The organism is Chryseobacterium herbae (genome assembly GCF_025154075.1).
GTDB classification, from domain to species: domain Bacteria; phylum Bacteroidota; class Bacteroidia; order Flavobacteriales; family Weeksellaceae; genus Chryseobacterium; species Chryseobacterium herbae.
Map to the genome: position 1 here is coordinate 411,257 of NZ_JAOAMU010000004.1, position 14,027 is coordinate 425,283.

A 14,027-nucleotide genomic window follows, 5' to 3' on the forward strand; every position below is an offset into this window, starting at 1 on the left:
AATATGATAAGTAGTGGTTTTCTTGATATAGATGAAGTTATTGGAGGAATTGAAATTCCTGAGTTTATTATTGTTGGAGGAAGTACTTCAAGTGGGAAAACTTCTTTTTTAACTTCTTTAATAAAGAAATTAAGTATTGAGAAGAAGATTCCCAGTACATATTTTAATTTTCAGACAACAAATAAATTACTTTTTAATCGTTTCTTATCAAACATTACTGAAATTCCACTTAAGCAATTTTTAAACTTGAGATTAAATGATTCTGAGAAACATAATATCTTTCATAAAACTCCTGAACTAGAAACGGCACCTATTAGATTTGAGGAAAAATTAAATCAGTCAACTTTAGAATCCTTAAGAAAACAAATTGTTTATTCCATTCAACAAAACCAATCAAATATTTTCGTTATTGATAATATACATTTTCTTCACACAATAATTTATGGCGAAAAAAACAAATCCATCAACAATACAATCAGAGAATTAAAATCAATTTCCAAAGAATTTAACATCACTATTATCGGAGCTTTAGACATTGATGATAATAAGATTTTTGCTAGATCTGATAGAAGGCCAAAACTATTAGATTTTTTAAATTATACTGAAGTCGAAGAAACTGCTGATTTAATTTTTTTAATATACAGACCTGAGTTATACAAAATATATACCTGGGAAAATGATTCCCCATGTTATAATCAAGCAGAAGTTATAATTGCAAAAAATCGAATGGGACCTACTGGAACAAGTATTCTATCTTACTACAGTGATTTTAAAAAATTTGAAAACTTCAATTCAGCAGAGCAATTTGAACAGAGTCCACAATCCTTTCGAGATATAAAAATAATGTCCCAAAACATCAACATTTCAAATTATGAAGACGATGATGATTTCCCGTTCTAAAACCAATATCATTTTAATTTAAATAACAGCTCAGTATTCTGTAAGCTACGTGTTGCGGAATACTGATTTTATATACCCTAACTTTTGAGAATAGAAATATACACTGACGGTGCATGCAGCGGAAATCCCGGAAAAGGAGGCTATGGAATTCTCATGCGTGTTCCTGAGAAAAACTATCAGAAGACATTCTCCAAAGGTTTCAGAAAAACCACCAACAACAGGATGGAACTTTTGGCGGTCATTTCCGCTATGGAAAAACTAAAATCTTCGGAGAACGATATTCACGTTTATACAGACAGCAAATACGTAGCAGATGCTGTGAATCAAAAATGGATCGCGGGATGGATCAAAAGAGGCTGGAAAAATGTAAAAAACCCAGACCTATGGAAAAGATTCATCGAGATGTACAATAAACATACTCCGGAAATGCACTGGGTAAAAGGTCATGCAGGACATTTCGAAAATGAACTCTGCGACAAACTTGCCGTAGCCGCTGCCAACTCCTCTGATCTGGAGATTGACACTTATTTCGAGGGTTTAGAGAGCAACTCTCTTTTTTAACGGATCTAAATTACTACTCATTACATACGACATTCTTTATTTTTCCTTATCATTATTGAAAAATTGCCATCATATTCGGTAAAATTAACATTGAATACATATTAATTAATTGGGATTTAATATATTTACAGCATCTAATTAAAAAGTATCCCAATTCAATGAATAAATCTTTACTGTCTTATATTTCCTTCCTTCTGATTTTACTTTCAGGTGGAATGTTTTCCCAAACCTATCAATTAACAGGAAATCCGGTGACTACCACAGGATGGACGATGGTGAATCCCGCACAGGTAAACGGTGATTTTATTCAGCTTACTCCGGATACGAATAACCAATCCGGATCCATACGTCTGAATGATCAGATCAATCTAAAATACTGTGATAAATGGAGAGTGGAATTCGATTTCAGAATGGATTCCAACCAAACTTCTAACGGAGATGGTATTGCCTTCTGGTATCTTGCCAATCCACCGGTGGCCAGCGTACTGGGATCAGGTCTTGGCGTTTCTCAAAATGCAGTAGGTTTTATTGTAGGATTTGACACGTACAACAATACCACTGCCGCTACGATGAGTAAAGTGCATGTTGCCTATGGACAGGTAGCCAATACATCGGATACCAATAACGTAGAGTTTTTCAACACGGCAGGAAGTTCTTTCCACTCACCGGATCTGAATACAACAATTCCTTTCCAGGGAGCTACTTATAAGCATGTTGAAGTAACGGCTCAGGTAGATCCTGCCAATCCTGTCAACTGGATTGTAAAAATTACCATCGATGGGACCTTGATCTGTAATCAGTCATTCGCACCAGCAGGCACCGCAGCTGCTATGACGATTGGATATTTCGGATTTTCAGCTTCTACAGGAGGTGCGAGATCGAGACATTCCATTAAAAATGTAAAAATTTACACAGATAAAGTTCCTATTTTACAGGCTTCAGCAACACAGTCTTTCTGTCCAAATCCTACGACCGGATTCGGGTCTGTTAATTTAACGACCTTTAATTCTCAATTTGTAAGTAATCCTTCCAACTATACCTTCACCTATTTTCAGGGAGCAACACTAATTACAAATCCTACCAACTTTCAATTCAATGCGAACACTACGGTTACCGTAGTTGTAAAAGATAATGCGGGAATATTGTGTGACAATCCGGACGGGAAAATACAGCTTGTCCTTGCACCTCTTCTGCTTACCGATAAAACTTTACTGGCCTGTAACAACTATAAAGCAGGAAACGGATTATTCAACCTCAACGCAGCGGATGTAGCCGGTGGACTTAGTGTGGTTAAAAAATATTACAGAACACTTGCTGACCTGAATGCGGGTACCAATGAAATTACCAATCCAGCTACCTATACTTCTGCTCCGGGAAGTGTTTATGTAAAAGTAACTACACCACTCGGCTGTACAGGTAATGCAAAAATTACTCTGGCATTTTTGCCGGAAACACCGGTAAGAGAGGTCACGCTTCGCTCATGCTTTTTACAGAATAATATCACCAGTGCCATATTTGACATTACTTCCGCTAATGTAACCACACTGACAAGCGGTTTCACTAAAAAATATTACACTTCCGTAGCAGATGCTTTGGCAGGAACGAATGAAATTGTCAATCCACTTCAGTATATGTCTGTGAGTACTTCGGTTTATGTAAAGGTCACTGACTCCAATGCATGTTTCGCGCTGGCTAAGGTAAATCTGATTGTACTGCCTCCTGTCACTTCTTCTGTTTTAAAAGACAAAATAATCTGTATCGACGGAAGAACCAATCTGGATGCAGGTCCTGGGTTTGATGGCTATGAATGGATCACGGGTGCAACAACTCCTTCTATCCAAAATGTTGGTGTAGGATTGTATTGGGTAAAATTAAAAACAGGAGACTGTATCACGACTCAGACTGTGAAAGTCATTGCTTCTGCGAATCCTGTTGTGACAAGCATTGACATCAATAATACTACAGTAACTGTGAATGTATCGGGAGGAACTCCGCCTTATAAATATTCATTGAATGGTATAGACTGGCAGGATTCAAATACGTTTACAGGACTTCACAGAGGAGAAGCTAAAGTTTTCGTAAAAGATTTTTACAACTGTACACCTGTTGAAGTGCAGATCACAGTTCCTAATCTGATCAATGCCATTACACCGAACGGCGACAATGTAAATGACTTTATTGATTATTCTGCTCTGGCTTATAAGAAAAACCTTGTTTTCATCGTATATGACAGATATGGCAATAAACTTTACGAAGCAGACAAAATCAGAAACTTCAAATGGGACGGAACAGCTTCCGGTAAAAAAATCCTTACAGGAACTTACTGGTACTCCATCTCATGGAATGAAAATGACAAAAACAATACTGCTACCCAATACTCAGGCTGGGTATTAGTAAAAAACAGAGAATAATATTTCTATTATTAAAAAAAAAATCACTCTTTCCCGGAGTGATTTTTTTAATAATATAAACCTCATGTGAACTTACAATGTATTTTTTTACCCAATACAAGAAAAACGCAATATCATTTTAATGTTTATATTATTCATATAAAATTAATTTTAAATTGACAATTTTAACCAAACAATTGACAATTATTCATTATACAGTCACAAACAAAATAAATATATTTATAGCAATAACCTTAAACCAATCGCTTCATGAAAAGAAAACTACTCATTTACTATTTAACCATTCTATTAGGTTTTTCAGGACAGCTGTTTTCCCAGACGTATCAGCTGACTGGAAACCCTGTCAACACTACGGGCTGGGACCTTGTCTCCAACGCAGTTGTTGAAAACGATTTCATCCGTCTTACCACAGATAATACCAGCTTGTTTGGTGCTGTAAAGCTGGCTACTCCCATCACATTAAGCTATTGTGACAAATGGAAGGTAGAATTCGACTTCAGGATCGATGGAAACGGAACCACACAGTTCGGGCGCGGTGATGGATTTACATTCTGGTATCTCGTGAATCCTCCAACAGGATTCGTATCCGGAGGCGGACTTGGAATTCCGGCAAACGCATCAGGACTGATGGTAGGATTTGATATTTTCAACAATTCCACAGAAGGACAGATGAGTAAAATACATTTACTGTATGGAACTAATGATTCTGCCGGAAGTAATATTGAATACAACACAACTCCAAACAGCACATTTCATTCTCCGGACCTTATCACCACCCAGCCGTTCGTAGGACCGGTATACAAACACGTAGAAGTAAACGGGGAGACAGACCTTACCAACCCGACCAACTGGATCATTAAAATTAAACTTGATGGTGTTCTTATCGTTGATCAGTCGTTTGCCCCATCCGGAGGAGCAATAGGAATGTCACAGGGATATTTCGGTTTTTCTGCGGCTACAGGAGGTGCCAGCGCCAGACATTCGATCAAGAATGTAAAAGTTTTTGTAGATAAAGTTCCTATCCTGAACGCTACCGTTACTCCTTTTGTGTGTACCAATCCGGCAACAGGTGCAGGTTCTGTGGATCTGACTTCTTTCAACGCACAATTTGTTAATAATCCGGCAAACTACGTATTCACTTACTATGTTTTAGGAAGTTCAACACCGATTACAAACCCCACCAACTTCCCATACACAGGCGCTACAACGATTAAGGTCGTCATTAAGGATCCAAGCTCTACACTCTGTGACAACGGAGATGGTGTCATACAGTTAAATCCAACGCCATTTGCCGCTACGGATGCCACACTCACGGGCTGTAACAACAATAATGCAGGTACTGCCACATTTGATCTTACAACAGCCGCTCTTACAGGAGTTCCCGGCTGCACTATGCAGTTCTACAATACAATGTTTGATCTGAATGCAGGAATCAATCAGATTCCTAATCCTACTGCTTATGCATCAGGAGCTGCAGTATTATTTGCAAAAGTAACCACTCCTCAAGGGTGCGTCAGTACTGCAAAAGTCACTCTGGCCTTAAACCCGGTTGTAGTTGTTACCGATGCTTTCCTAAGGACATGTTTCCTTGATACTAATCCTTCACTTGGAATATTCAATCTGGCCAATGCTCCAGTAACCGCCGGAACAGCAACTAAAAAATATTATCCATCTCTGGCCGATGCTGTAAGCGGAACCAATGAAATTCTAAATTTCGCCACCTACACTGCCCCATCCGGAGTGATTTATGTAAAAGTATTCAACGCACAGGGTTGTTATGGAATTGCAAAAGTTACCCTTACTGTTATAGCCCCGACACTGTCGGCAGTGTTAAAGGATAAAATCATTTGTATTGAGGATAAAACCACATTGGATGCAGGACCTGGATTCAGTGGATATATCTGGAGTACAGGTGCAACTACACAGGCCATTACGAATGTAGGGGTTGGAACCTACTGGGTAAAATTAAAAACCGGAGATTGTACCATATTACAACCGGTAAAAGTATATGCTTCGGAACAGCCGGTAGTAACCAGCCTTGATATTTCCGGAAGCACAGTCACTGTTTTTGTGAATGGTGGAACTCCCCTCTACAAGTATTCAATGGATAATGTGAACTGGCAGGATTCCAATATCTTCACTAATGTAGCCAGAGGAGAAGCCAAGATCTATGTTAAGGACAGCTACGATTGCGAGCCTATCGAAATTGACATTACGGTTCCAAATCTGATCAACGTGATTACTCCAAACGGAGACGGTGTGAATGATGCTATTGATTATTCAGCACTGGCCAACAAAAAAAATCTGGAAATCGGAATCTTCGACAGATACGGATACAAAATGTTCCAGGCGGACAAGTCCAACAGATACACCTGGGACGGAACCACCAACGGAAGCAAGAAAGTTCCTACCGGAAACTACTGGTATTCTATCACATGGAACGAAAACAACAGCAAGAACACCCCAATCAAATTCTCAGGTTGGATTATGGTAAAAAACAGAGAATAAATAGAAATTGATTATTTTTAAATACCCGGGGATCACGTCAAATTTGGCGTGATTCTTTTTTGTTTTTTCAAACGGGAGATATTTCATTTTAAAGTCTCTTTATTCATATTCAATTCTTAAATTTGTCCTATGAATTATTTGGAAGCTTTAAGCAGAAGATATTCTGTGAAAAAATTTAATCACGAGATCATTCCTCAAGACACATTGTACAACATTCTTGAGTCAGGAAAGCTGTCTGCCAGTTCGCTTGGGCTTCAACCCTACAAGGTACTGGTAGTGGAAAGTGAGGAAATGAAACAGAAATTAATTCCGGCTTTCTATAATCCATCGCAGATCTCCACCTGCTCTCATCTCATTGTCATCATTTCAAAGAAAACCATTGAAGAAAGCTATATTCATGGCTATTTCAACCATATTTCTGAGGTAAGAGAAACGCCTATTGAAAAACTTGATCTGTTCAGAAAAAGCATTAACCAACATATTATTCAAAAAACACAGGATGAAATTTTCAACTGGGCAGAAAAGCAGTCTTATATCGTACTGGCGAATCTGATGTATGCCGCCGCGATTGAAAATATAGACTCATGTCCTATGGAAGGCTTCCGCCAGGATATGATAGAGGAGATTCTCAACATCAATCCGGAGACAGAAAAAGTAACCGTCACCCTCGCTTTAGGTTACCGTTCTGAGGAAGATCATTTCCAGCACATGAAAAAAGTAAGAAAACCAAACGAAAAATTGTTTAAATTTATTTAATATTTAAACGATTGTACCTAAAGCAAGCATATGATAAAAGCGGATGTATTAGTAATTGGTTCCGGCATCTCGGGACTTTCCTATGCCATTAAAGTTTCTGAACAGTTTCCTGATGCCAAGATCATCATCGTAACAAAATCTGACGAAGACGAAAGCAATACTAAATATGCACAGGGCGGACTGGCCGTGGTCACCGATTTTAAAAATGACAACTTCCAGAAACATATCGATGACACCATGCGAGCCGGAGACGGAGAAAACAAACGCGACGTTGTAGAAATGGTCGTAAGAGAAGCTCCCGCAAGATTCAACGAGATCGTAGAATGGGGTGCCAATTTCGACATGAAAAACGGGGAATTCGCTTTAGGAAGAGAAGGTGGTCATACTGAAAACAGAATTGTTCACCATAAAGATATTACAGGATTCGAGATCGAAAGAGCTTTACTGGAAACAGCCAAAAACAGCCCGAATATTGAAATCCTCGATCACCATTACGTTATTGACATCATTACCCAACACCACGTTCCGGGAAAAGAAGTAAATCAAGGCGATATTAATTGCTACGGTGCCTACATCCTTGATGAAAAATCAAAGACCATTAAAAAAATTACTTCGAAAATAACACTGGCAGCTACCGGAGGAGCAGGACACGTTTATAAGAACACCACCAATCCTACCATTGCGACCGGAGACGGAATTGCGTTCGTAGCCCGCGCCAGAGGTAAGGTTTCGAATATGCAGTACTACCAGTTTCATCCGACAGCTCTATACAGTAAGATTAACGGAATGCTTTTCCTTATTTCTGAAGCAGTAAGAGGAGACGGTGCCAAATTAAGAACCAAGAAAGGGGAGAAATTCATGCACAAATATGATGAGCGTGAAGAATTGGCCTCAAGAGATATTGTAGCCAGAGCCATCGACAACGAGATGAAAATTTCCGGAGACGAATATGCCGGACTCGACTGTCGCGATATGGATCACGAAAGATTCCTGGAACATTTCCCGAATATTTATAAAAAATGCAGAGAAGAAGGAATCGATCCTTTTACTCAATTAATACCTGTAGTACCAGCCTGCCATTATCTGATGGGCGGTATCGAAGTAGACAGAGACGGACAGTCTTCCATCAGAAATCTTTTTGCAGTAGGTGAATGTACCAACTCAGGACTTCATGGTGCAAACAGACTTGCTTCCAATTCTTTACTGGAAGGTTTGGTTTTCGGACACAATGCCGCTATTAAAACGGTTGATTTACTTAAAGAAAATAATTTCAATTTCGACGATCTGAAAGCTGTTCCGGAATGGAATGAAGAAGGTATGAAGATTATGGATGAAATGGTAATCGTGAGTTACCTCAGAAAACAGCTTCAAGAAATGATGAGTGATCTGGTAGGTATTGTAAGAAGCAACAGACGTCTGAATATGGCCCTTCAAAAACACCAGGAAATAGCTGCCGCTGTTGATGAGATTTACCACTACTCTATTCTGTCACCACAATTATCTGAATTAAGAAACCTGACCACCGTTGCTCACCTCATCATTACCCAATCTATGGAGATGACGGAAAATAAGGGAGCATTTTATAATAAAGACCTAGTCTAAAAACATCAATAATGAAAAGACCAAGCTACGTAACAGATAAAGCATTAAAAACATTTATTAAAAATGCTTTAGAGGAAGACATCCAGGATGGCGACCATTCTACCCTTTCCACCATTCCGAAAGATCTGGCGCAGAGTGCTAAACTTCTGGTAAAACAGGATTGTATTTTAGCAGGTGTTGAGCTGGCGGAAATTATTTTTAAAACGTTTGATAAGAATTTAAAAGTGGAAATTTTCATTAAAGATGGAGAAACAGCCAAAGTAGGAGACGTCGCAATGATCGTAACCGGAAGCGCAAGATCCATTCTTTCCACGGAAAGACTTATCCTGAACTGTATGCAAAGAATGAGCGGAATCGCTACCCTTACCCACGACTGGGATTCCAGACTGGTAGGGACCAAAACAAAACTTCTGGACACCAGAAAAACAACCCCGAATTTCAGAGTTTGTGAAAAATGGGCAGTGGCTATTGGCGGTGGAACCAACCACAGATACGGTTTATATGACATGATCATGCTGAAAGACAATCACATCGATTATAACGGGAGCATTACGAATGCCGTAAAAATGGCAAAGGATTATGTTAAAAATACCAAGAAAAAGTTAAAGATTGAGGTTGAGACCAGAAATCTGGAAGAAGTGAAGGAAGCCATCAAAGCAAAAGTAGATAGAATCATGCTCGACAATATGACCGTCCCGGTGATGAAGCAGGCAGTAGAGATGATCAACGGCTCTTGTGAGTCTGAAGCTTCAGGTGGAATTACCCGTGAAATGTTAAAAGAAATAGCTTCTACAGGCGTTACTTATATCTCTGCAGGGGCTCTTACACACTCTGCTGAAAATATAGATTTGAGTCTCAAAGCTGTGAAATAGCTTTGTATTTTTAATAAAAACAGCCCCCATTTGTTAAAAACTCAATAATATGATTTTTTTCATGCTAAAATTCAATTTTTATTTAGAATATTGATAATCAGCATTTTAATTCTTATTAAGATTCAGTAAAAATTAACATACAGTTAATATTAGTTAAATTTTATTTCGCGAATTTTGCAGAAAATTAAATCTAACTATTACTAACGATTATGAAATTAATCAACAAATCGATACTGACTGTAGCTATCACTTTATCTACAGCTAGTGTTTATTACGCTCAGCAGGTTCAAGACACTGTAACGAAGTCGAAAGACATTGATGAGGTAATTCTAAGAGGTGTTACTGATATCGCTAAAGATAGAAAAACACCAGTGGCTGCATCTACCATCAAAGCAGCACAGCTTGTAGAAAGATTAGGAAATCAGGAATTACCTGAGATCTTAAACACTACACCATCTGTATATGCTACAAAATCTGGAGGTGGTTTCGGTGATGGAGGTCTTACAATCAGAGGTTTCGAAACAAGAAACATTGCAGTGATGGTAAATGGTATGCCTGTTAACGATATGGAAGGAGGTGCTGTTTATTTTTCAAACTGGACTGGATTAGCTGACGTAACAAGCACACTACAGGTTCAAAGAGGTCTTGGTTCTTCTAAGTTAGCAATTGCATCTGTAGGAGGTACAGTAAACTTCCTTACACGTTCAGCTGACATGAAAAAAGGAGGGGCTATAAGATTAGGAGTTGGTAACGACGGTTATTTAAAAACATCTTTTGCTTACAATACAGGAAAATCTGATAACGGTGTTTCTGCATCATTCTTAATGAGTAGACAGGCAGGAGGTACTTATATTGAAAATACAGATTACGAATCTTATGCATACTTTTTGGCAGTAGGTTATGAAATAAATAAAAAACATAACTTACAGTTTACAATAACTTCTGCTCCTCAATGGCACGATCAAAGAACTTTTGCTCCTACGATTCAAAATTACATCAAATATAATCCTGACCACGATGGAGATCCTTACAGAAAATATAACTCTGATTTTGGATATTATACTGACGCTTCGGGAAATAGAGTACCTTTAGCTAACAGATCTAATTACTACTCAAAACCGGTAATGATGCTAAACTGGGACTGGACAATGAATGAAAAGTCCAAACTAAGTACAGTTTTATATATGTCAAATGGTAGAGGTGGTGGAACTGGCGAACTTGGTAAAATTGGCACTAAGTCAATCACTGATGCAAGTTTCCTCGACACTGAAGGTCATTTCAATTATGATGCAATTTTTGCAGCCAATGCCGCCGTGAATTTAAATACAGCAGGTGCAGGAAGTACTATTGTTCGTAGATCAAATATCAATTCTCACAACTGGTATGGTATCTTGGCTAACTTCCAACATAAAATCAATGACAACTGGAACGTCTCTGTAGGTACAGATGACAGATATTACTATGGATACCACTATCAGGTACTTACTGATTTATATGGTGCTGCAGGATACAAAGACAATGCAAACAAAAATATTGCAACTCCAAGAATCGTAAATACCCTTTATGATTATAAAAACCTTTCATGGAATCCATTCGGAGGAAAATTAGCTCCAGCTCAAGACCAAGTTGGATACAGCAATGACGGAGAAGTTCTTTGGTACAGTGGATTCGCTCAAGTAGAGTATACTAAAGATAAATTATCTGCATTTTTACAAGGTTCCGTATCTAATCAGGGTTATCAGAGAATTGATAATTATGTAGTTGATGGAAGTACTTTAAAAGGACAGACCGTAAACACCAAGACAGGATTCAAAAACCTTTTTGGATATAACGTTAAGGGGGGAGCTAACTATAACATCAATGAAAACCACAATGTTTTTGCTAATTTAGGTTATTATAGCAAACAACCTTTCCTTAATACAGTTTACCCAAGTAATCAACAACTTGTAAACCCAACTTTAACTAACGAAAAAATTTCATCTGCAGAAGTTGGATATGGATTCAGATCTGCGAAATTCAACGCTAATGTTAACGTTTACAGAACTCAGTGGAAAGACAGATGGTTAAGAAAAACCAGCCAAACATTTACACTACCTGATAATACAACAACTACAGGTTATGCAGAGATAAACGGTATTACAGAAGTCCACCAGGGTGTAGAATTCGACGGAGTGTACAAACCTTTCAATTTCTTAGAAATTCAGGGGATGTTCTCTTGGGGAGATTATTATTACAAAGGAAATGCTTCTGTAGCGGCATTTGATGACAACAACAACCCACTTACCTTAGCTGGTTCCGGAGGTAGCGAACTATATCTTGACAAAGTGAAAGTTGGAGGATCGAGCAACAACAGTATTCCTCAAATGACGGCATCATTGGGTCTTACTGTAAAACCAGTAAAAGATCTAAACATTTTCGGAACATGGAGATATGTTGGTAAACTATATTCAACTGTTGATGTAGGATCATTCACTAATATTGCTGCACAAGACAGAGGTGTATTACAGTTACCTGATTTCAATCTATTTGACGTAGGATTCTCTTACAAAATCAGATTGAAAAATGAAGCTCAGTACTTTACTATCGGAGCTAACGTTTATAACTTATTTGATAAGATTTACATCTCTGACTCTGCTACAAGTATATTTGGAACTGATAAAATTACAGCAACAAACGATCCAGACAAAGGAAAGACATATGAAGAAGCAGGAAGAATGTACAACGGAGTTGCAACAGCGAACCGTGCTTACTTCGGATTCGGAACTACATGGGCAGCAACATTGTCATTCAACTTCTAATAAGATCATTATATTAGATTTTATAAATATCTATCCCGGCTTTTAGCCGGGATTTTTGTTATATTTGTACTTAGAAAAATAGAAAAAATTGAATATGGATTTTTACAAGATTTTGCTTAATGCACACAAAGGATTCGGGTATCTTGAACTTCTTTTGGCCTCATTATTTATTATTGCCCTTTTAGCTACTATGTTTGGCTTCAGTGGTAAAGTGAACAAGTTTTTAAAGAAGATCACACTCTTCACGATGATTTTCTTCCATGTTCAGTTTTTACTGGGCGTATGTTTATTGTTCACATCTCCGGGCTTTAAAGCAGCAATAGCAGCCGGAACATTAATGAAAGATGCTTACAGCAGACAGACATTTGTAGAACATCCATTTTCTATGCTGATCGCAGCGGTATTGATGACGATCATCAATAAAAAAGTAAAATCTAATGACACTATTTCTTTAGGAATCGTGATCATGGGTCTTATTGCGGTAGGTTTATTTGCATTCGCGTTCCCTTGGACAAGAGTCTTTGGGGCTTAAAAAATAAAATACTGAGTGATCAATGATGTGTTTATCACTTGGTAATAGTTTAACCTTAAATTTTTAATTAAATCAATGAAAGTAGCTGTAGTCGGTTCAACAGGAATGGTTGGACAAGTTATGCTTAAAGTTTTGGAGGAGAGAAACTTCCCTGTAACAGAATTAATTCCGGTAGCATCCGAAAGATCTGTAGGAAAGAAGGTGAAGTATAAACAGGAGGAATTTACGATTGTAAGCATGAAAGACGCTATAGCTGCCAAACCTGATATCGCTATTTTCTCAGCCGGAGGAGACACTTCTCTTGAATTTGCCCCTCTGTTTGCAGAAGCCGGTACAACAGTCATTGACAATTCTTCTGCATGGAGAATGGATCCTACCAAAAAACTGGTGGTTCCGGAAATCAATGCTAATGTATTGACTAAAGAAGATAAGATCATTGCCAATCCGAACTGTTCGACCATTCAGTTGGTGATGGTATTAGGTCCATTGAATAAAAAATATGATCTGAAAAGAGTGGTTGTTTCTACGTACCAGTCTGTAACAGGAACAGGGAAAGATGCTGTGGATCAGCTTAATGCTGAAATAAACGGAGACGATAGCGTTGCCAAAGTATATCCTTATCAGATCTTTAAAAATGCTCTTCCTCACTGTGATGCATTCAGTGATGATGATTACACTAAAGAAGAAATCAAACTAATGAAAGAGCCTAAGAAAATTTTAGGTGACGACACATTCAACCTTACCGCAACTGCAGTGAGAGTTCCTGTTCAGGGAGGTCACTCAGAAAGTGTAAATATTGAATTTGAAAACGAGTTTGACCTTGACGAAGTAAGAAAGATCTTATCTGAAACACCAGGTGTAGTTGTAATGGATAACGTGAAAAACAACGAATATCCAATGCCACTCTACTCCGAAGGGAAAGACGATGTATTCGTCGGCAGGATAAGACGGGATCTCTCGCAGCCCAAAACGCTGAATCTCTGGATCGTAGCAGACAATCTGCGAAAAGGAGCCGCAACGAACGCTGTACAGATTGCAGAATACTTAGCAGCCAACAACTTAGTTTAAACTAACAAAATAAAAAAGA

10 protein-coding genes are annotated in these 14,027 nt (G+C 38.2%); all 10 read left to right on the forward strand.

Annotated elements, in window-relative coordinates; translation table 11 throughout:
- Positions 1–3 precede the first annotated feature (3 nt).
- Positions 4–900 (forward strand): DnaB-like helicase C-terminal domain-containing protein, encoded by an 897-nt coding sequence (locus N0B48_RS14940; protein ID WP_259839559.1) that lies wholly within the window; start codon positions 4–6, stop codon positions 898–900.
- An 84-nt stretch (positions 901–984) separates the two neighbouring features.
- Entirely contained in the window at positions 985–1,461 is a 477-nt protein-coding gene (rnhA, locus tag N0B48_RS14945) for a ribonuclease HI (protein WP_259839560.1), read from the forward strand.
- A gap of 158 nt (positions 1,462–1,619) precedes the next feature.
- On the forward strand, positions 1,620–3,872 hold the full coding sequence (locus N0B48_RS14950; RefSeq protein ID WP_259839561.1) for an FIDD domain-containing protein: 2,253 nt from the start codon (positions 1,620–1,622) through the stop codon (positions 3,870–3,872).
- Between the two features lie 249 nt (positions 3,873–4,121).
- The gene (locus N0B48_RS14955) at positions 4,122–6,380 is read left to right on the forward strand and encodes an FIDD domain-containing protein (RefSeq protein WP_259839562.1); all 2,259 of its coding nucleotides are present in this window, start codon (positions 4,122–4,124) and stop codon (positions 6,378–6,380) included.
- A 129-nt stretch (positions 6,381–6,509) separates the two neighbouring features.
- Positions 6,510–7,136, forward strand: a complete 627-nt coding sequence (locus N0B48_RS14960) for an NAD(P)H-dependent oxidoreductase (RefSeq protein ID WP_223608663.1) — start codon at positions 6,510–6,512, stop codon at positions 7,134–7,136.
- Between the two features lie 30 nt (positions 7,137–7,166).
- A complete protein-coding gene (gene nadB, locus N0B48_RS14965; RefSeq protein WP_259839563.1) occupies positions 7,167–8,738 on the forward strand; it encodes an L-aspartate oxidase in 1,572 nt (523 codons plus the stop codon).
- Between the two features lie 11 nt (positions 8,739–8,749).
- Positions 8,750–9,610 carry a carboxylating nicotinate-nucleotide diphosphorylase gene (nadC, locus tag N0B48_RS14970; protein ID WP_259839564.1) on the forward strand — a complete coding sequence of 287 codons (861 nt, stop codon included), beginning with the start codon at positions 8,750–8,752 and terminating at the stop codon, positions 9,608–9,610.
- A gap of 209 nt (positions 9,611–9,819) precedes the next feature.
- Positions 9,820–12,408, forward strand: a complete 2,589-nt coding sequence (locus N0B48_RS14975) for a TonB-dependent receptor (RefSeq protein WP_259839565.1) — start codon at positions 9,820–9,822, stop codon at positions 12,406–12,408.
- 94 nt (positions 12,409–12,502) lie between these two features.
- The gene (locus N0B48_RS14980; protein WP_034724008.1) at positions 12,503–12,940 is read left to right on the forward strand and encodes a hypothetical protein; all 438 of its coding nucleotides are present in this window, start codon (positions 12,503–12,505) and stop codon (positions 12,938–12,940) included.
- Positions 12,941–13,015: 75 nt separating this feature from the next.
- Complete coding sequence (locus N0B48_RS14985) at positions 13,016–14,008, forward strand: aspartate-semialdehyde dehydrogenase (RefSeq protein ID WP_259839566.1); 993 nt, start codon at positions 13,016–13,018, stop codon at positions 14,006–14,008.
- The last annotated feature ends 19 nt before the right edge of the window (positions 14,009–14,027 follow it).